25 protein-coding genes and 1 other annotated feature are annotated in these 19,179 nt (G+C 45.1%); of the genes, 12 read left to right on the top strand and 13 right to left on the bottom strand.

What is annotated here, in order from left to right; translation table 11 throughout:
• Positions 1–38: 38 nt before the first annotated feature.
• The 10 genes from rplJ to RBI_RS09195 all read right to left on the bottom strand — a co-directional run bounded on the left by rplJ (position 39) and on the right by RBI_RS09195 (position 7,319).
• A complete protein-coding gene (rplJ, locus tag RBI_RS09240) occupies positions 39–548 on the bottom strand; it encodes a 50S ribosomal protein L10 (RefSeq protein WP_022288200.1) in 510 nt (169 codons plus the stop codon).
• Between the two features lie 41 nt (positions 549–589).
• Positions 590–723 (bottom strand) — a sequence feature (ribosomal protein L10 leader region).
• 64 nt (positions 724–787) lie between these two features.
• Positions 788–1,213 (bottom strand): F0F1 ATP synthase subunit epsilon, encoded by a 426-nt coding sequence (locus tag RBI_RS09235; protein ID WP_022288199.1) that lies wholly within the window; start codon positions 1,211–1,213, stop codon positions 788–790.
• A gap of 27 nt (positions 1,214–1,240) precedes the next feature.
• Positions 1,241–2,635, bottom strand: a complete 1,395-nt coding sequence (atpD, locus tag RBI_RS09230) for a F0F1 ATP synthase subunit beta (protein WP_022288198.1) — start codon at positions 2,633–2,635, stop codon at positions 1,241–1,243.
• Between the two features lie 28 nt (positions 2,636–2,663).
• Complete coding sequence (gene atpG, locus RBI_RS09225) at positions 2,664–3,548, bottom strand: ATP synthase F1 subunit gamma (RefSeq protein ID WP_038672510.1); 885 nt, start codon at positions 3,546–3,548, stop codon at positions 2,664–2,666.
• A gap of 29 nt (positions 3,549–3,577) precedes the next feature.
• Entirely contained in the window at positions 3,578–5,083 is a 1,506-nt protein-coding gene (atpA, locus tag RBI_RS09220; RefSeq protein ID WP_038672507.1) for a F0F1 ATP synthase subunit alpha, read from the bottom strand.
• A gap of 5 nt (positions 5,084–5,088) precedes the next feature.
• Positions 5,089–5,595: an ATP synthase F1 subunit delta gene (gene atpH, locus RBI_RS09215; protein WP_038672505.1), complete on the bottom strand. Its 507-nt coding sequence runs from the start codon at positions 5,593–5,595 to the stop codon at positions 5,089–5,091.
• Positions 5,592–6,077, bottom strand: coding sequence for a F0F1 ATP synthase subunit B (gene atpF / locus RBI_RS09210; RefSeq protein ID WP_022288194.1), 486 nt, complete (start codon positions 6,075–6,077; stop codon positions 5,592–5,594). Before atpF ends, atpH begins: the two co-directional genes overlap by 4 nt.
• Positions 6,078–6,111: 34 nt before the next feature.
• A complete protein-coding gene (gene atpE, locus RBI_RS09205) occupies positions 6,112–6,330 on the bottom strand; it encodes an ATP synthase F0 subunit C (RefSeq protein WP_022288193.1) in 219 nt (72 codons plus the stop codon).
• A 47-nt stretch (positions 6,331–6,377) separates the two neighbouring features.
• Entirely contained in the window at positions 6,378–6,596 is a 219-nt protein-coding gene (gene atpE / locus RBI_RS09200) for an ATP synthase F0 subunit C (protein WP_022288192.1), read from the bottom strand.
• 27 nt (positions 6,597–6,623) lie between these two features.
• A complete protein-coding gene (locus tag RBI_RS09195) occupies positions 6,624–7,319 on the bottom strand; it encodes a F0F1 ATP synthase subunit A (protein ID WP_022288191.1) in 696 nt (231 codons plus the stop codon).
• A gap of 270 nt (positions 7,320–7,589) precedes the next feature.
• On the opposite strand from RBI_RS09195, the gene RBI_RS09190 reads away from it, so the two are divergent.
• Positions 7,590–8,495 (top strand): LysR family transcriptional regulator, encoded by a 906-nt coding sequence (locus RBI_RS09190; protein ID WP_022288190.1) that lies wholly within the window; start codon positions 7,590–7,592, stop codon positions 8,493–8,495.
• A gap of 97 nt (positions 8,496–8,592) precedes the next feature.
• On the opposite strand, the gene RBI_RS09185 is transcribed toward RBI_RS09190, so the two are convergent.
• Positions 8,593–9,492 (bottom strand): NAD(P)/FAD-dependent oxidoreductase, encoded by a 900-nt coding sequence (locus RBI_RS09185; RefSeq protein ID WP_038672501.1) that lies wholly within the window; start codon positions 9,490–9,492, stop codon positions 8,593–8,595.
• Between the two features lie 72 nt (positions 9,493–9,564).
• Complete coding sequence (locus RBI_RS09180) at positions 9,565–10,017, bottom strand: Rrf2 family transcriptional regulator (RefSeq protein ID WP_038672499.1); 453 nt, start codon at positions 10,015–10,017, stop codon at positions 9,565–9,567.
• A 284-nt stretch (positions 10,018–10,301) separates the two neighbouring features.
• Between RBI_RS09180 and RBI_RS09175 the strand changes: the two genes are divergently transcribed.
• From RBI_RS09175 to RBI_RS09145, 7 genes are read left to right on the top strand one after another with little or no spacing between them, the layout of a single operon-like run.
• Positions 10,302–11,528, top strand: a complete 1,227-nt coding sequence (locus tag RBI_RS09175; RefSeq protein ID WP_038672498.1) for an O-acetylhomoserine aminocarboxypropyltransferase/cysteine synthase family protein — start codon at positions 10,302–10,304, stop codon at positions 11,526–11,528.
• 12 nt (positions 11,529–11,540) lie between these two features.
• A complete protein-coding gene (locus RBI_RS09170) occupies positions 11,541–12,404 on the top strand; it encodes a 4Fe-4S binding protein (protein ID WP_038672496.1) in 864 nt (287 codons plus the stop codon).
• Complete coding sequence (locus RBI_RS09165) at positions 12,397–12,642, top strand: sulfurtransferase TusA family protein (RefSeq protein ID WP_022288185.1); 246 nt, start codon at positions 12,397–12,399, stop codon at positions 12,640–12,642. The genes RBI_RS09170 and RBI_RS09165 overlap by 8 nt, the downstream gene beginning before the upstream one ends.
• Positions 12,642–12,959, top strand: a complete 318-nt coding sequence (locus RBI_RS09160; protein WP_038672494.1) for a thioredoxin family protein — start codon at positions 12,642–12,644, stop codon at positions 12,957–12,959. The genes RBI_RS09165 and RBI_RS09160 overlap by 1 nt, the downstream gene beginning before the upstream one ends.
• A 12-nt stretch (positions 12,960–12,971) precedes the next feature.
• A complete protein-coding gene (gene thiS / locus RBI_RS09155; protein ID WP_022288183.1) occupies positions 12,972–13,178 on the top strand; it encodes a sulfur carrier protein ThiS in 207 nt (68 codons plus the stop codon).
• Positions 13,178–13,990, top strand: coding sequence for a thiazole biosynthesis adenylyltransferase ThiF (gene thiF / locus RBI_RS09150; RefSeq protein WP_038672492.1), 813 nt, complete (start codon positions 13,178–13,180; stop codon positions 13,988–13,990). The genes thiS and thiF overlap by 1 nt, the downstream gene beginning before the upstream one ends.
• The gene (locus tag RBI_RS09145) at positions 13,987–14,397 is read left to right on the top strand and encodes a M67 family metallopeptidase (protein ID WP_038672490.1); all 411 of its coding nucleotides are present in this window, start codon (positions 13,987–13,989) and stop codon (positions 14,395–14,397) included. The genes thiF and RBI_RS09145 overlap by 4 nt, the downstream gene beginning before the upstream one ends.
• Before the next feature lie 173 nt (positions 14,398–14,570).
• Here the strand turns inward: RBI_RS09145 and RBI_RS09140 are convergent, their stop codons facing one another.
• A complete protein-coding gene (locus RBI_RS09140; protein WP_081856010.1) occupies positions 14,571–15,848 on the bottom strand; it encodes a glycoside hydrolase family 5 protein in 1,278 nt (425 codons plus the stop codon).
• A gap of 256 nt (positions 15,849–16,104) precedes the next feature.
• On the opposite strand from RBI_RS09140, the gene RBI_RS09135 reads away from it, so the two are divergent.
• The 4 genes from RBI_RS09135 (at position 16,105) to RBI_RS09120 (ending at position 19,178) form a co-directional block, all read left to right on the top strand.
• On the top strand, positions 16,105–17,274 hold the full coding sequence (locus RBI_RS09135; protein ID WP_038672488.1) for a cation diffusion facilitator family transporter: 1,170 nt from the start codon (positions 16,105–16,107) through the stop codon (positions 17,272–17,274).
• Positions 17,275–17,452: 178 nt separating this feature from the next.
• Positions 17,453–17,656 carry a DUF1858 domain-containing protein gene (locus tag RBI_RS09130; RefSeq protein WP_022288179.1) on the top strand — a complete coding sequence of 68 codons (204 nt, stop codon included), beginning with the start codon at positions 17,453–17,455 and terminating at the stop codon, positions 17,654–17,656.
• A 74-nt stretch (positions 17,657–17,730) separates the two neighbouring features.
• Entirely contained in the window at positions 17,731–18,393 is a 663-nt protein-coding gene (locus tag RBI_RS09125; protein WP_051706720.1) for a class I SAM-dependent methyltransferase, read from the top strand.
• 23 nt (positions 18,394–18,416) lie between these two features.
• On the top strand, positions 18,417–19,178 hold the full coding sequence (locus RBI_RS09120) for a Nif3-like dinuclear metal center hexameric protein (RefSeq protein WP_038672486.1): 762 nt from the start codon (positions 18,417–18,419) through the stop codon (positions 19,176–19,178).
• Position 19,179 lies beyond the last annotated feature (1 nt).

Below are 19,179 nucleotides of genomic sequence, written 5' to 3'. Positions count from 1 at the left end.
TTTTCGGGTCAAAGCCCATTCGTTAAGCAGCATATAAATTATGCAGCCTCGTTGTCCTTGTCCACAACAGCCTGAAGTGTTGCGGCAAGCTTCTGGATAGGACCCTGAAGGGAACCAACCAGCTGTGCGAGCAGAGTTTCTCTTGAAGGGATCTTCGAGAGAGCCTTAACGCCTGCCTCATCGTAAACGTCCTCACCAATGTAACCAGCCTTGAGGAAGAACTTTTCGTCCTTGCAGTCCTCAGCAAACTTACCGAGTATTCTTGCAGGAGCTGTCTGGTCGTCGTTAGAGATAGCGATAGCTGTTGTACCCTCGAGTACGTTTGTGATACCGTCAAGACCAGCTTCCTTAAGAGCAAATCTCAGGATAGTGTTCTTCTCAACGAAATAACTTACGCCAGCCTCTCTCAGCTCTTTTCTGAGCTTTGTATCCTCTTCAACAGTGATACCCTTGTAATCAACGAGTACGCCTGCAGCAGAGTTCTTGAGCATTTCAACGAGCTGTGCAACTCTTTCCTTCTTAGCGGACAATGTCTTTTCGCTTGGCATTTCAATTTCACCTCTTTGAACTAATTTACGCAAACCGTAAACTAACAAAAGAAAAATCCCTTTCGTCGCAAGACAAAAGAGATACAAAGTCATAATTACTTTGCTATTCCTTTCCTCGGCTGGACTTCCGCAGCTTCCTGCTGCCAACTGTCTTTAGATACGAATGCTCTAATATTATAACAGACCCTTGACCTTTTGTCAAGAGCCTGCTATGCTTTTAATGTAAACTTTTTGTGAACTTAAATATTTATCTTGTGCTTGTTATACTTGCTTGATATTTTAAGCCTTGCCACAGCCTTGTTAAGAGCTGCCTGCGTGTGATAATATTCTGAAATGCTCTGCTTCTGCCTGAGCTTCTCCTCAGCTCTCTCCTTGGCGGCTTCGGCACGCTTTTCATCTATCTCCTCAGGGCGTTCCACAGTGTCCGCAAGGAGCGTCACATATGACGGCATTATCTCCACAAAACCATCGCTTACCACCGCATAGTGCCACTGGTCGCCCGTTCTGTAACGCAGCTCACCTGCGTTAAGACAGGTTATCATGGGCTGGTGATTAGGCAGTATTCCGAAAGAGCCGTCCTGACCCGGGAATATAAGCTCGTCACATTCTCCCGAATAGAAAATGTGGTCGCTGGCAAGTATTTCAAGCTTGAATGTCTTTACCATTTCAGCTTCTCCTTTCGGTGAGGGTCATCACTCGTTTTCAAGCTGTTTAGCCTTTTCGATAACATCGTCGATAGTGCCTGCGTTAAGGAATGCAGCCTCTGGATATTCGTCCATTTCGCCGTCGATGATCTTCTTGAAGCCTCTGATCGTTTCTTTCAGAGGAACATATTTGCCCTCTATGCCTGTGAAGTTCTCTGCAACATGGAAAGGCTGTGAAAGGAATTTCTGTATCTTTCTTGCTCTGTAAACAGCCGTCTTGTCGGCGTCGTCAAGCTCCTCCATGCCCAGGATAGAAATGATATCCTGAAGTTCCTTGTACTTCTGCAAAAGCTCCTGAGTCTTTCTTGCAACTTCGTAATGCTCCTGACCTACTACGTCAGGCTCAAGTATTCTTGAAGTTGACTCCAGTGGGTCAACGGCAGGATAGATACCCTGTTCAACTATCTTTCTTGAAAGCACTGTTGTTGCGTCAAGATGTGAGAACGTGATAGCAGGGGCTGGGTCTGTCAGGTCGTCCGCAGGGACGTATACAGCCTGAACAGATGTGATAGAGCCTTGCTTTGTGGAAGCGATACGCTCCTGCAAAGCGCCCATTTCGTTTGCAAGGGTAGGCTGATAACCAACGGCTGACGGCATTCTGCCAAGGAGTGCCGATACCTCAGAGCCTGCCTGAACGAATCTGAATATGTTGTCTATGAAAAGCAGTACGTCCTGATGTTCCTTATCTCTGAAATACTCAGCCATTGTAAGTCCTGTCTGAGCAACTCTCATTCTTGATCCAGGAGGCTCGTTCATCTGACCGAACACTAGGGCTGTCTTTTTGATAACGCCTGAGTCTGTCATTTCGTGCCAGAGGTCGTTGCCCTCTCTTGAACGCTCTCCAACGCCTGTGAATATGGAATATCCGCCATGCTCTGTGGCAACGTTTGTGATAAGCTCCTGAATAAGCACAGTTTTACCAACGCCTGCACCGCCGAACAGACCTATTTTACCGCCCTTTGCATATGGCGCAAGAAGGTCTATTACCTTTATGCCTGTTTCAAGGATCTCTGTTGCAGGCTTCTGATCTTCAAATTTTGGCGGCTCTCTGTGTATCTCCCAATAATCATCAGCCTTGACAGGCTCGCCGCCGTCAATGCTCTCACCAAGGACATTGAACATTCTTCCAAGGGTAGCGTCACCTACAGGAACTTTTATGCAAGCGCCTGTGGCAGTGACCTCCATATCCTTTTCAAGTCCGTCGCTTGAAGCAAGCATGATAGCTCTGACAGTGTTGTTGCCAAGCTGCTGAGCCACTTCCATGACCTTTGTCTTGCCGTCAAGCTGTACAGTAAGAGCGTCCTTTATCATAGGTAGCTTGCCGTTTTCAAATTCAACGTCAACGACAGGTCCCATTATTTCAACGATCTTTCCTTTTTCCATTTTAATCTCAACACCTTTCCCGAAAGCCTTAACTCTCGTCCTTTTGAGCATTTGCTCCGCTGACGATCTCGGTTATCTCCTGTGTGATAGCCGCCTGTCTTGCTCGGTTATACTGCAATGACAGCTCCTTTATCATCTCCGAAGCACTTGTGGTAGCACCGCTCATGGCGGTCATTCTGGCATTCTGCTCACTAGAGAACGCCTCTACCAAAACGCCGAATATAAGACCTTTCATGTAGTTCGGCACAAGATGATCCATTACCTTTTCAGGACTTGGTCTGAACGTCACGATATCGTGATCCTGCTTTTGCAGAGGGTGTTCAAAGTCCTCACGCTCCAGCGGAAAAAGCTTGAGCATCTCAGGTTCCATATCCATGGAATTTATCATCTTGGTGTAAATAACATAAACCTCGTCAAGATATTTTCTCTCAAAAAGATCCGTGACAGTTTCGGCGATCGCCCTTGCCCTGTAAAGGGTAGGATTTTGAGCCGTGTAAAGGAACTCGGCGTCGATTGTCACGTTCTTTCTTGAAAAATAATGTCTTCCGATCTGTCCCACAACGAAAAGGCAGGTGTTCTTGTGCTTAGCCATTTCCTGCTCTGCAAGCTTTAAAACGTTGTGGTTATAAGCTCCTGCCAGACCCTTGTCGGCTGTTACCACTATGTAGCCTATCATTTTGTCCTCAGGCTTTTTCTCCTCACGCTGGTCGAAATACTTGTGCTCGAACTCAGGTGTGTGAAGAAGTATGTGGTGAATGGTAGATTGGAGCTTTTCAAAGTAAGGCTCGGTGTTTTCAAGCCTTTTCTTGGCTTTTTTCAGATTTGAGGAAGAGATAAGGTACATAGCGTTTGTGATCTTCATGATCTCGCTTACGCTTGCGATCCTTTCTCTTATCTCTCTCATTCCTGCCATGCCTTATGCCTCCTTTCGGTGCAGAGCCTTTATCTGCCCTGCTTAAATTCCTTTGCGGCAGCAACTATCTTTGCGTCAAGCTCGTCTGTCATGACCTTTTTGTCGTTTATCTCGGCAATTATATCGCTGTGATTTGCCTCAAAGTAGGAAAGCATATCGAGAGTGAATTTTCTTATCTCCTTAACAGGCACGTCAAGCAAAAGCTTGTGCTGTGCACAGCAGAGGATAATTACCTCCTCGTGCATTGAATAAGGGTGATAGAGCGGCTGTTTAAGTATCTCAACGAGCCTGTGACCATGGTCGAGAAGCTCCTGCGTTGTCTTATCAAGCTCAGAGCTGAACTGTGTGAACACTTCCATTTCTCTGAACTGGGCAAGGTCGATACGCAGATTGCCTGATACTTTCTTTACTATCTTGGTCTGTGCCGCACCGCCTACACGGGATACTGAAAGACCAACGTTTACAGCAGGTCTTACGCCTGAGAAGAACAGCTCTGTTTCAAGGAAGATCTGTCCGTCTGTGATAGAAATAACGTTTGTAGGGATATATGCGGAAACGTCGCCTGCCTGTGTTTCGATTATAGGCAGGGCAGTGATAGAACCGCCGCCGTGAGCGTCGTCAAGTCTGCATGAACGCTCCAGAAGTCTTGAATGAAGATAGAATACATCTCCAGGGTAAGCCTCACGTCCCGGAGAACGTTTCAGAAGCAGGCTCATTGCTCTGTATGCAACTGCGTGCTTTGAAAGGTCATCGTATACTATAAGAACGTCCTTGCCCTTATCCATGAAATATTCAGCCATTGCTGTGCCTGCGTATGGGCATATGTACTGCAAAGGCGCAAGGTCGCTGGCCATAGCTGTTACAACTATGGTGTAATCCATAGCACCATGCTTTTTAAGATCCTCAACGAACTTTGCGACTGTGGAAGCTTTTTGTCCGATAGCCACATATACGCATATCATATCCTTGCCCTTTTGGTTAAGAATGGTATCAAGAGCAATGGAAGTTTTACCTGTCTGACGGTCGCCTATGATAAGCTCACGCTGACCTCTGCCGATAGGGAACATTGAGTCGATAGAAAGTATACCTGTTTCCAGAGGCACTGTAACAGACTTTCTGTTGCAAACGCCTGCGGCTTCACGCTCGATAGGGTAATAATCGTCATACTCTATCTCGCCCATGCCGTCGATAGGAGCGCCCAGAGCGTCAACAACTCTGCCCAAAAGCTTTTCGCCAACGCCGACACCTGCCCTTTTCTTTGTTCTGACTACCTTTGAACCTTCCGTAAGACCATGGTCAGAGCCAAGAAGAACGCAGCCGAGAGTTTTTCTTTCCACATTCTGAACTATTCCTTTAACGCCTGTTTCAAATTCAACAAGCTCACCATACATTGCATGATTAAGACCGTAAATATTTACGATACCGTCATTTATGGATATTATCCTGCCTGTTTCGTTGACCTGAGTTTTCGCCTCAAAGTCAGCTATCTCACTTTTAAGCACCGAGATAATATCGCTTCTGCTTGAACCTGCCAAGCCGTTCACCTCCCTGATATCCTGTTCTGCAAAGCTTTTATCATACCCTGAACGCTCTTGTCATACTCGACCCCGTTCACTTCAAGACGATAGCCGCCCATGAGGGCTTCGTCGGTATTCACTTCCAGCAGAACATCGCTCACGCCGTATTTCTTTTTCAGCGTTTCTTTTATTTTATCCGTCTGTGCCTTTTCAGGCGGGCAGACGCAGTAAAGCTCAGCTTTAAGTATATTTTTGCTTTTGAGGACTTCATCGTCATATGCGTCAAAAATGTCCATGATGTTATCCATGTGACCCCACTGACACATGACCTTGAGAAAGTTTCTCATGTCCTCAGGAAAAAGCCTGTCTATAACTTTCTCCTTTTCCTTTATTTCCACAGCAGGGCTTGCAAGAGCGTCCTTAAGCTCGTCACAGCTTTCAAAAAGCTCTCTTGAAGCCTTTACGCTCTCAGCCTTTGGCGAAAGCTCAAAAAGCACTCTGCCGCAGACTTCCTCGGGATAAAAGATCATTTGGCAGCACCTACCTCGGAGAGAAATTCATCAACAGTTTCTCTGTCGGAGTCGCCTCCCACATTTTTCTTAATGACCTTAGCAGCCGCCAGTATAGCAAGGTCTGCGATCTGGTATTTTGCGTCGTCCATAGCCTTTTCCTTTTCGTTTGCAATGGACTTTTCAGCTTCTTTCATTATCTTAGCAGACTCGGCTCTTGCATTTTCAAGCATAAGGTCGCATTCTCTGCCTGCCTGTGCTTTAGCCTTGTTTGTTATCTCAACAGCCTGACTGTGTGCGTCGGCTATCTCAGCTTCATAGTCAGTTTTCATTTTTTCAGCGTCCGCCTTAGCCTGTGCCGCACCGTCAAGGTCGCTTTGTATCTTTGCAGACCTCTCGTCCATCATTTTGCACACTGGCTTGAAAAGAAACTTTTTAAGGAGCAGATACAGTACCAGCAGATTTATTATTACCCATACCAAACTTATATCAAGACTTATCATAGCTATGCTCCTTTCATAAAGATGTTTTGTTTTATTACTTCAGGAAGAAGATGATAAGGATAGCTACGATAAGACCGTAAATAGCGGTCGCCTCTGCAAGTGCGCAGCCGAGAAGCAGCGAGCTTCTTATATCCTTTTTAGCTTCGGGCTGTCTTGCGATAGACTCTGTTGCCTTTCCTGTTGCAAGACCTATTCCGATGCCTGCGCCTATACCTGTAATAACGGCTACAGCCGCACCAATTGCTACTAACATGATATATACCTCCGTTTTTATTCTTTTACTTTTCTACGCTTATTCTCTTACTTCAGGAAGAAGATGATAAGGATAGCTACGATAAGGCCGTAGATAGCTGTTGCCTCTGCAAGTGCGCAGCCGAGAAGCAGTGAGCTTCTTATATCCTTTTTAGCCTCAGGCTGTCTTGCGATAGACTCTGTTGCCTTTCCTGTTGCGATACCTATTCCGATACCTGCTCCTATTCCTGTAATAACGGCTACAGCCGCACCGATTGCTACTAACATAGATCATACCTCCGAATTTCTGTTATCTTAGTCGTCGTCCTCTATTGCTTCATTTATGAACAGGGACGTGAGGAACACGAAAACATATGCCTGAATGAAGCCGTCGAAAATATCAAAGTATGCCGAGAATGCCAGCGGTATCACTATCGGGCAAACGGCGTCGATAAGCTCCATGATGATATAAGACGCAAGCACGTTTCCGAAAAGTCGCATACAAAGCGACAGCGGTCTGATAACAAGCTCCATTACATTCAGCGGAGCGATTATCGCCACAGGTTTGGCAAAGCTTTTCAGCCAGCCCTTTGTTCCTTTTGCTCTTATTCCTGCAACCTCCACAAGCACAATGCTCATGATCGCAAGTCCTGCGGTAACATTCAAGTCTTTTGTAGGCGGTGTAAAGCCCAGCAGACCGATGATGTTCGCAAAGCCTATGTAGATAATGACAGTTGCAAGGAACGGAAAATACGCCATACCCTTTTCTCCCAGCTGTTCTCTGAAGAAATCTCTGAGAAAGCCTACGAATGATTCAAGCATCATCTGTTTCCTGTCAGGGATAAGTTTAAGGTTTCTTGTGAGAAGTATTGAAGCTATCACAAGTATCGCCATTATTATCCATGTTACCACGCAGGACACAGGAACGGGTATGCCTCCGAAAATCGGTATCCTGAAAGCTACTTTGTTTTGCATAGCCTCGGAAAGATTTTCGGAAATTCTCTCCAGCATTTTATCACCTCCAAAAAAATAAAACCAATAAGAATGCCAGCCTCATAAGGGTATAATAAGGTCTACACCGTTTACCCCCAGCGGTTGAATGCAATCGTCATTGATTTTATCATGATAAAACTATTTTTTGTATGCGTCCCCCTATGGGCGCAGTGATGTAAGACTTGCTTTTTGTCTACGAATATATTATAATACAATCATAAGCATATGTCAAATAGATATTTTCTATTGTAAACATACTCATAGTGTATGGATAGAGAGGAAAGGTTTATGAGAGAGATAAATTTCGAGCATTATAAGATATTCTATTATGTGGCAAAGTTCCAGAACATAACAATGGCGGCGAACTATCTGTTTTTGTCGCAGCCGAGCATAAGCCGATGCGTAAAAAATCTTGAGGACGAGCTTGGGTGCAAGCTTTTTGTGCGGTCAAAAAAGGGTGTAGAGCTGACAACGGGCGGAGAGATGCTCTTTAAGCATATATCCATAGCCTGCAAGCATATATTCTCGGCAGAGGAGGAACTTGCGCTGATAAGCGAGCGTGACAGGGCGATAGTAAGGCTTGGAGGAAGCGAGGTGGCACTGCAAAGCTTTCTTATCGACCGAATAGTAGAGTTTCACAGAGAACACCCGAAGATACAGATAAAGATAGACAGTATGTCCACCCCTGACGCTATAGAAGCGTTGAGGGCAAATCTAATAGACGTGGCGGTAGTTACCTCGCCGTTTGCAGACAAAACGGGGCTTAACATAAATGTGATAAAGAAGCTTCAGGATATCGTTGCCGCAGGAAACGGTTTTTCCTATCTTAAAGACAAGGAGATATCCCTGCATGAGCTTGTGAAATATCCTCTTATCTGTCTTAAAAACACCACCACCACCCGAAACTATCTTGACCATATATTCAGACAGCACAACCTGCTGTTAAGACCTGATATCGAGCTTACGTCCATAAACTTTGTAATGCCGATGGTAAAGAACAATCTTGGCATAGGTTTCATGCAGTATGCCACCACCAAGGCGGAGATAGAGGCAGGGAACATCTTCAGAGTGAACACAAAAGAGCAGATACCGCCAAGGAGCATCTGTGCGGTAACGGCTTCCCAGTATGAAACTCCGGAGCCTGTGCAGAGGTTTATAGACAGCCTGCTTGAAAAGGAAAGCGTGAATATATAAAAGCAATTTGGGGCGTTGGTGACAGCGTCCTTTTTGCGCTATAGAATAGAAAAAGCGGTGCAGAGTTTTACGCTCCAACACCGCTTTGTTTCGCTTTTTACAGCTCCATTATATATTTTTCCGCAGAAGAAAGTGCGTTTGCACCGTCTGCCGCTGCTGTTATTACCTGCCTTAGAGGTGTAGTACGGACATCTCCTGCCACAAAAAGACCCTTTGCAGTGGTGATCCCGTCCTCGCCAGCTTTCACATATCCGCTTTCGTCAAGCTCGCAAACGCCCTCTAAAGCTTGTGTATTCGGCACGCTTCCGATTGCGCAGAACACTCCGTCCACGGCAATGTTCTTTTCCTCGCCGTTTTGCGTATAGGTAACGCCCTCTGCATTTTCGCCGCCTGTTACCTCTTTTATAACTGCACTCATAACAGGCACGATATTATCTGTTTCAGCGACCTTTTTCTGCAAAGCTTTATTTGCTCTGAACTCGTCACGTCTGTGGATAAGGTAAACAGTTTTTGCAAGCTTTGAAAGATAAAGTGCGTCACCAAGTGCAGTATCTCCTCCGCCCACAACAGCCACAACTTTATCCTTATAGAAGAAGCCGTCGCACACTGCGCAGTAAGAAATGCGCTGTTTCTCACCGCCTGCCACGTCAAGATGGCGATATGAAGTACCTGCGGTGTAAATAACAGTTTTTCCTTCTTTTACAGAGCCGTCCTTGAATATGACCTTCCAGCCCTCGGCTGTTTTCTCAAAGCTTTCAGCCTCACCCTCGTAAAACTCAGCACCAAGAGTTTCAGCCTGCTCTCTGAACTTTTCTCCAAGGTCATAGCCGTTTATGCCGTAAAGACCCGGGTAGTTCTCAACTCTGTCTGTAACAGATATCTGACCTGTACCCATGTAGTCCTTTTCGCACACCAGTGCGGAAAGCATTGCTCTGCCTGCATATATCGCCGCAGTAAGCCCCGCAGGACCACTGCCTATTATTATAACGTCATACATAAAAAACACATCCTTTATATATAGTATACACTCTCTGTCCCTAATTATAAAATGAAAGCCGACTTTTGTCAATCAGATGTAATACATAGGCTCTGAAACGTTCTCTACTGACTTTTTATTATAGAAGTCAACGAGCTGTCTGAGGGTGATAGACTCAGTGTAGCTTTTCAGCTTGTTCTCTAATCTCAGCCATATATAATCGTCAAGCACCTGTGCAAATTCTGTGTTTTCGTCATTTACTACCGCAACATCGCTTCCAAGCACCGATGGGTCGAGAGCGTCGATTATTTCTTTGAGTGTTATCTTCTCCGGCTTTTTGTTGAGTATATATCCGCCCCTAGAGCCTTTTATGCCTTTTATGAGCCTTGCCTGCCTCAGAGAAGTAAGCACCTGCTCAAGATATTTTCCTGAAAGTCCACGTCTTTCTGCCACGCTGTATACTGTCACTGTTTCGCCGTTTTCTGAGTTCATTGCAATGTCTGCAATGGCAATTATGCCACATTCTACTTTTGTTGAAATTTTCATTTCTGCACCTCCCTAGAAATGACAATCTTATCATTTCTCATGCTTTTTATACTTGTCCTATTATTCATAGTAATCCTATCAACATAATATATTTTATACTTTTTTGAGCAAACTGTCAAGAGTTTTCATAAAAATAAGGGCATATTTTAAAAGAAATGTTAAATCTATAGTAATCCTATTGACTTTATATGATTTATGTTGTATAATATCTACAGTAACAAAGAACATCGCACCTTGACAGGTATGCGGTTATATAATAAAATGAAAAACAGGGGGCGTTTCCTTTGAAATTCAATACAAAATTGCTCCATGGCGGATTTGAACCTGAGAAAACAACAGGCTCAACGCTCACTCCCATATATCAGGTGAGTGCCTTTGCGCAGGAGTCGGCTGAGCAGCTTGAAAAAGTATTCAATAATAAAGCACCGGGATATGCTTACACAAGAATAAGCAACCCGACAGTGGCGGCTTTTGAGAACCGAATGAATACACTTGAAAAAGGTGTTGGCGCAGTGGCGTGTTCATCAGGCATGGCGGCTGTTACAATGTCGCTTCTGAACATTCTTGAAGCAGGGGACGAGATAATATGCGGCGCAGGCCTTTTCGGCGGCACTATCGACCTTTTCGGTGACCTTGCGGCATTCGGTATCAAGACCAAGTTCGTAAAGCACGTTACAAAAGAGGAAATAGCTCATATTATAAATAGTAAGACCAAAGCGGTCTTTGCCGAGCTTATCGGAAACCCTAATCTTGAAATAGTTGATATAAAGTCGGTGGCTGACCTTGCCCATGAAAACGGTGCAGTGTTTATTCTTGACAGCACAACGGCTACACCTTATCTTATAAATCCATTTGACTACGGTGCTGATATCGTGGTACATTCCACGTCAAAGTATATAAACGGCGGAGGAAATTCCATAAGCGGCGTTATAATCGACAGCGGAAACTTCAAATGGGATTATGACAAATTCAAGGGTCTGGCAGAATATAAGAAATTCGGGAAGTTTGCTTATATCGCAAAGCTGAGAAACGGCATATGGAGAAACGTGGGCGGCTGTCTTGCTCCAATGAATGCGTTCATGAACAGCGTGGGACTTGAAACACTGGGTCTTAGAATGGAGCGATGTTGCCATAACGCTTTGAAGCTTGCGGAGTTTTTTGAAAGCTGTGAGGGCATTGAAGTGAACTATCCTGCACTGAAAGCCAGCCCGTTCTATGACCTTTGTCAGGAAGAACTTGGCGGCAAGGGCGGTGCTATACTCACCATAAGAGCAGGCTCGAAGGAAAGAGCCTTCAAGCTTATAAACGGCTTGAAGCTTGCAACTAATGCAACTAATATCGGAGATACAAGAACGCTGGTCATACACCCTGCAAGTACGATCTACGCTCACGGAAGTGAGGAGCAGAAGATAAACGCAGGCGTGTTCGGCGACACAATCAGGATAAGCGTCGGAATAGAGGACGCATCGGATCTGATCGAGGACTTTAAACAGTCCATAGAAAAACTTTAGGAGGAATTTACTATGGCAGTTGACTACGCAACACTTAAAAAAGGCGGTTTCATGCGCCAGAAGCAGAAGAATAACTTTTCACTTAGACTTAGAGTTGTGGGCGGAAACCTTACGGCAAAACAGCTTGCAACTATTGCAGAGGTGTCAGATAAATACGGCGAGGGCTATGTTCATCTTACATCACGTCAGAGCGTTGAGATACCTTTTATAAAGCTTGACGATATCGACGAGGTAAAAGCGGCTCTTGCAAAGGGCGACACAGAGCCTGGCGTTTGCGGACCGAGAGTAAGAACTATCACAGCTTGTCAAGGAGCTGCGGTCTGTCCAAGCGGCTGTATAGATACATACGCTCTTGCAAAGGAGCTTGACGAAAGATATTTCGCAAGGGAGCTTCCTCACAAGTTCAAGTTCGGCATCACAGGCTGTCAGAACAACTGCCTTAAAGCGGAAGAAAATGACGTTGGTATCAAGGGCGGCATAAAGGTCGAGTGGCGTGAAGCTGATTGTATCGGCTGTGGCGTGTGCGTAAAGGCTTGCCGTCAGGGTGCGCTTACAATGGAGGACGGAAAGATAGTCCTTGACAAAGAGAAGTGCAATTTCTGCGGACGCTGCTTTAAGGCTTGTCCTACAGAAGCGTGGGATACTATCCACGGCTATATAGTTTCATTCGGCGGACTTTTCGGCAACCATATCAACAAGGGCGAAACTGTTATCCCATTTATCGAGGATAAGGAAACTCTTATGAAGATTTGCGATACCGCTATACAGTTCTTTGACGATAACGCAAAAGCTGGCGAAAGATTCAAGTTCACTATCGACAGAGTGGGCAGAGAGAAATTTACAAATACTATACTGGAGGTTTATAACAATGGCTGATTTTAAAATAGACGATACAGTGGATATCACCACAGTGGTTTGCCCGACAACATTCGTTAAGGCAAAGGTAGCTCTTGAGGAGCTTGACGACGGACAGATACTTTCCATTAAAATGAATGACGGCGAGCCTGTTCAGAACGTTCCAAGAAGCATTAAGGAAGAGGGTCACAAGATATTGAAGCTCATTGACAATGAGGACGGCACTTATGACCTTATTGTACAAAAGGTGGGAGATTAATGTCAGTAAGAGCAAATAAGGATACTTTCGAGAGCGAGATAAACGAGGCAGGAAAGCTTGTTATCGCAGATTTCTATTCAGATTCCTGCGTTCCATGTAAGCGAATGTCACCGCTTCTTGCGGAAACTGAGGAGGAGAACCCTGAGGGCATAAAGCTTGTGAAGCTCAATATCAACTTTGACGGGGAAACCGCTCAGAAATATAACGTCACAAGCGTTCCGACACTTGTGTTCTTCAAGGACGGAGCAGAAAAAGCAAGACTTACGGGAGCTGTAAAGAAAGCACAGCTTGCCGAAACAATAAATTCAATAGATTAAGGAGAAATGGATATGACTATAACAGTAGCAGGCAATAAAAAGGACGTTGCAGAGGGACTTACAGTGGCACAGCTCGTTATCGACGAGAACGTTGAAACACCACAGTACGTTACAGTAACTATCAATGACGAATTTGTAGAGAGCGGTGCTTTTGAAAGCACAGTTCTTAAAGACGGCGACGTTGTAGAATTTCTTTACTTCATGGGAGGCGGACAGTAATGGCATTTACAGACGAACAGCTTGAGCGTTACTCACGCCACATCATTCTTAAAGAGGTTGGCGCAAAGGGACAGAAAAAGCTTCTTAACGCAAAGGTTCTTATCATAGGCGCAGGCGGACTTGGCGCACCTGCCGCTATGTATCTTGCCGCAGCAGGCGTTGGCACTATCGGCATTGCAGACGCGGACGAGGTAGATCTCTCAAATCTGCAAAGACAGATCATTCACACAACTCAGGACGTTGGCAAGGCAAAGGTTCTTTCCGCAAAGGAAACAATGGAGGCTATCAATCCTGACGTTAAGGTGAATACATACCGCACCTTTATCGACAGCGAGAACATCATGGATATAATCAAGGACTATGATTTCGTTATCGACGGTACTGATAATTTCCCTGCAAAGTTTCTTATCAATGACGCCTGCGTAATGGCTAAAAAGCCATTTTCACACGCCGGTATCATCAGATTTAAGGGTCAGCTCATGACCTATGTTCCAGGTCAGGGACCATGCTATAGATGCGTGTTCAAGAACCCACCTCCGAAGGACGCTGTTCCTACTTGCAAGCAGGCAGGCGTTATCGGCGCAATGGGTGGTGTTATAGGAAGCCTGCAGGCAATGGAAGCTATCAAGTATATCCTTGGTGTCGGCGACCTTCTCACAGGTTATCTGCTTACTTATGACGCACTTAAAATGGAGTTCAGAAAGGTAAAGCTCCCTCAGGATACAAAGGGCTGTGCAGTATGCGGCGAGCACCCTACTATCACAGAGCTTATCGACTATGAACAGGCAGAATGTGACGGTGTACATCTATGATAAAACTAAGCAAAAGCGATTATGAAAAGATACTGCACCACGCTGAAAGCGAGCTTCCGAACGAAGCCTGCGGTCTTATCGGCGGAGTAAAAGAGGGCAGTGACAAGATAATAAAAAAGGTCTATCTTCTCACGAACATAGACCACTCAAACGAGCATTTTTCTCTTGACCCTAAGGAGCAGCTTGCTGCTATCAAGGATATGAGGGCAGAGGGACTTGTTCCTCTGGGCAACTGGCACTCACACCCTGAGTCACCTTCTCGTCCTTCTGATGAGGATAAAAGGCTTGCTTATGACAAGACCGCAAGCTATATGATACTCTCACTTATGAACAAAGATGAGCCTGTGCTCAATTCTTTCCATATCGAGGGAACGGATTCCACAAAAGAGGAACTTGTGATAGAATAGCAAAAAGTAGGGGCGAACAGCGTTCGCCCGCAATTCGTCCCCTCTCGTTTCGTAAGACACAAACAAAAAGCAGTACCCAAAAAGGTACTGCTTTTATTATTTCATCATGCAGATCAAACGGGCGAACGCTGTTCGCCCCTGCAAATGTATCAGCATATTTGCGTGTGAAAAACTTATGAAGCCTTTGCGCTCTTTCTGACCTCTGTGTAGCCTGCCGGTGACGGGATCTCATAATCGTCTGTGGAGTTTATGGCTCTCATCATGCCTGCGATAAGGTCAGGCTGTGTGATAGTGTAGTCAAATCTGTTTATGATGCCAAAGCCCTTGTTGCCGTTGTAGCCGTTGTCCCAGTATACACAAACAACGCCGTTTTTCTTTGCCGCCTTGATAAGATATTCAGACCAGTAGCGTCTGAACTCATTGTAGTCTGCAAACTTTTCTGTCTTGTCCTGTGCACCAAATTCGCCGATAACAACAGGATAACCCTGACTTACAAACTTTTCGTTAAGAAGTGCCATTTGGCTGTCAACATAATCCTCCTGACCCCAGTTGTCATAATTCTTTACCGCATATTTGCCCCACTGAGTTTTTGCGGTCTTGTTCTCGTCAATAGTGAAATTGAATGGGTCATAATAGTGAACTGATATCATGATACGCTTGCCGTCAGCCTTGCAGCCCTTGTCGGTCGGTATCTTGAAATTGTAATCATCTCCTGCTGTGTATTCGATATTGGTGTTCCAACCAGGGAGAAGCAGCCAGCGTTTTTCATTGTTTGAACCTGTTGCTCTCACTGAGTCAACAAATATCTGATTGTATGCGTTGATGTTATCATATGCTTTTTCGTCAGGCTTGCCGTAATCGTTGTTGAATTCCTCATTCATGGACTCGAAGATAAGGTGCTGGTCATAGTCCTTGAAACGGTCTGCTATCTGAGTCCAAACCTTGCCGTACTTGTCTTTTATTTCGGTCTGCTTGTCATCGTCTTCAGCACAAAGCAACCAACTGTGGTCAACAGTGTAATATCCGTCACCATGCATATTAACTATAGCGAACATATCGTTGTTAACAACATAGTCAACGACCTCCTGAACTCTGTCCAGCCAGTCAGTGTCTATCTTGTAGTCAGGACCGTCGCCTATCATGTCAAGATAAGAAACAGGTATTCTTACTGTCTTGAAGCCCTGCGCCTTTATAGTGTCGATAAGCTCTTTGGTTATCTCAGGGTTGCCCCAGCAAGTTTCGCTTGGCAGCCCACCGCTGGAAGCTTCAAGCTGATTGCCTAAGTTCCAGCCAAGCCCCATGGCTTCTGTTATCTGTGTCTGGTCAAGCTCTGTCCACTTCTTTGCTGTGTCTTTTGCCTCGCTGTCGGAGTTTTTTCCGCAGCCTGCCACAGCCGCTGTCATAACTCCTGCCAGCAGCAGAGCCGCAGCTCTTGATATGAATTTTCTCATTTTTTATATAACCTCTTTCCTTTTTGCGTATGTAAACGATTAACGCCAATGACTATTATAGCACACTGCACAAATTTTTTCAATAGTGAAAAGAAAATTTTATTATGTGGTTGAGATGAGAAATAAGTGGCTGCATATTGCCTGCTGCGGCGAATATCCATATAAATAAGCATTTGCACTTGATTTTGTAATATTATGTGTTATAATAGTAGATAAACTTATAAGTTTACTTTGGTAAACAAAAGGGGATATTCATATGTCAGCACTTCTTATAAGATTATTTATAAAAGACAGAGATAACGTGAAAGATAAAAACGTCCGAAAAAAATATGGCTACCTAGGCTCATGTACTGGTATAGTCCTTAATATCATGCTTTTCCTCGGTAAGCTTATTGCAGGATTTGTGTCAGGGGCTGTGTCCGTTATGGCGGACGCCTTCAATAACTTGTCCGACGCAGGCTCGTCTATAATGTCGCTGGTGGGATTTAAAATGGCAGCCAAAGCCGCAGACGAAGATCACCCTTTCGGTCATGGCAGAATGGAGTATATCTCAGGTCTTGTCATTTCGTTTATTATAATGATGATGAGCATTGAGCTTGGAAAATCTTCTTTTTCAAAGATCTTTGCCCACGATAAGCTTGCTTTCTCGGTAATGACCTTTGTGATACTTGGCTGCTCTGTGGCTGTGAAGCTTTGGATGTGGTATTTCTATAGAAAGCTTGGCAAGAAGATAAACTCCACCTCGCTTTTCGCCTCTGCCGCTGACAGCCTTTCCGATTGCGCCGCAACAGGAGCTGTTATGCTTGCAATGGTATTCTCTGCGTTCACGGGCATAAACATAGACGGCTATATGGGCGTTCTCGTTGCTCTCTTTATCTTCCGCTCAGGCTTCATGACCTGTAAGGACAGCGTTTCGCCGCTTCTCGGCTCAAAGCCCGATAAGGAGTTCGTTCAGGATATTGTTGATACCGCAACGAGCTTTCCTGAGATAATCGGTATCCATGATCTGCTCATACATGATTATGGCGTAGGGAATACCGTTATCTCCTTTCATGCTGAAGTGCCATGTGAAATGGACTTTATGGCGGCTCATGAGCTTATAGACGATCTTGAGGATAGCATGAAAGAAAAATATCACTGCGCAGTGTCTATACATATGGATCCGGTGGCAGATCATGACGAGCAAACTATCGAAACTAAAAAGATAGTAACAGACGTTGTGAAGTCTATCGACCAATGCCTTAGCATACACGATTTCAGAATGACAAAGGGAGAAAACCGTGAAAATCTTATCTTTGACGTGGTAGTGCCTTTTGATTTCAGACTTTCAGACAGCGAGGTAAAAGCAAAAATATCAAAACGGCTCACAGAATTTGACGGAAGATACAACGCTGTTATAAATGTTGATAAGGGAGATACATTATAATATATAAGGCAACACCGCACAAAAATCTGACAAAAAAATTTGACTACGCATCTGACGCACGATCTTTGTGAGGTATTGCCATAAAAAAGACTTGCTTTTTTTCGCAGGATTGGTTATAATATAGGTATAACGCAAAGCGTTTGCGGTGCGTGGTCTATCATGATAGGAGGAATATAAAATGGCATTCACAGTTACAAAGGATACTATTATAGGCGATATAATGGACGCTGATGAAAATACAGCACCATACTTTATGGAAATGGGTATGCACTGTCTGTTCTGCCCAGCGTCAAGAGGCGAAACTCTTGAGGAGGCTTGTGCTGTTCATGGCGTTCCTGTTGAGGAAATGCTCGAAAAGCTCAACAAGCACTTTGCAGAATAAGCGTTTGGAACTATTTTCGCCGCCCAGCCGCCTTTTCAGGGGGCGAGCGGCGATTTTTTCTTTGGAGGAAAGCTTTGGATAAAAGACTTGTGACCTGTGCAAAGCTTTGTACGGGAGATTTTGTATGCGACGTGGGGACAGATCATGGCTATCTGCCCTGCTTTATGATAAAGGAAAATATGTGCAAAAAGGCTCTGGCTTGTGATGTTGCACCAATGCCGCTAAAGTCGGCTGAGGAGCATATCAATCGTGAGGGGCTTTCAGACCGCATTGGAACGGTGCTTTCAGACGGACTTGACAATGTTCACCCAGAGGGCATAACGGACGTTGTTATGGCGGGCATGGGCGGTGAGCTTATTGCAAGACTGCTTGAAAAATGTCCGTGGGTGAAAAACGGAGTGAACCTCGTTTTACAGCCTATGACAAAATGGGACGTGCTTAGAAAGTGGCTTTATGCCAACGGCTTTGAGGTGAAAAAAGAGCTTGCCTGCACAGAGGGTCAGTTTGCATATTCTGTCATGCAGGCGGTGTATACAGGCAAAACTCCGTCTTATGAATGTGATGACAGATATTTGCAGTTCGGCTTTGTTAAGCCTGAGGGCGAGGGGAAAGAGTATATCGCAAGGCAGGCAAAAAGAATTTTTGTTGCAGGCAGCGGAATGATGAAGTCCGAGGACAAAAAGGAGCTGGGAGAAAGGCTTGTTAAGCTTGCACAGAGCGAGCTTGACAGACTTTGACACACAAAAAGGAGCTGACAAAAATGACGACAGTTTATGATATTTATAGTTTTATAGAGGATTTAGCCCCATACCGCCTGCAGGAGGGCTATGACAACAGCGGTCTTAACGTGGGAGAAATGTCCGCAGAGGTAAGGAGTGTGCTGGTGGCACTGGATTGCACCGCAGAGGTGGCAAGAGAAGCCTGTCAGCGTGACTTTGACCTTGTTCTCACCCACCACCCTGTTATTTTCAGAGGACTAAAGACCCTCGTGCCGAACGACCCTGCTGTGATACTTGCGGCAGGAGGAAAGAACGCTCTTTCCATGCACACAAATTTCGACTCCGCAGAGGGCGGAATGAATGACGTGCTTTGCAAAATGTTGGGTCTAAAACCCGAGAGCGCTTTGCATGAGGAGCATGGCGTTGGCTGTGGATATGTCTGCGAGTGTGACGGCATGAATGTCCGTGAGCTTGCACAGAGAGCAAAGGACGTTCTCGGCTGTAGAGTAGTCCGTTTCAGCGGCGGCGAGCGTGAGATAAGTCGTGTGGGAGTGTGCTCAGGTTCAGGCGGTTCGTTCCTTGCTGATGCAGCAGAAAAAGGCTGTCAGGTGCTTTTGACAGGTGACGTAAAGCATGACGTTTTTATAGACGGCGAGAATATGGGCGTTTCTGTTATAGACGCAGGTCATTTCTATACGGAAAATATCTTCTGCGAGTTTATCGCTGGTGAGCTGAAAAACAAGTTCAGTGATCTGAGAGTAGAGATAGCCGTAAGCAACAGGGATATAGTTGAAGTAATATAAA

Source organism: Ruminococcus bicirculans (ex Wegman et al. 2014) (genome assembly GCF_000723465.1).
GTDB classification, from domain to species: domain Bacteria; phylum Bacillota; class Clostridia; order Oscillospirales; family Ruminococcaceae; genus Hominimerdicola; species Hominimerdicola aceti.
Note: the sequence above shows the minus strand (reverse complement) of the source record. Positions and strands in the feature narration are given on the sequence as shown.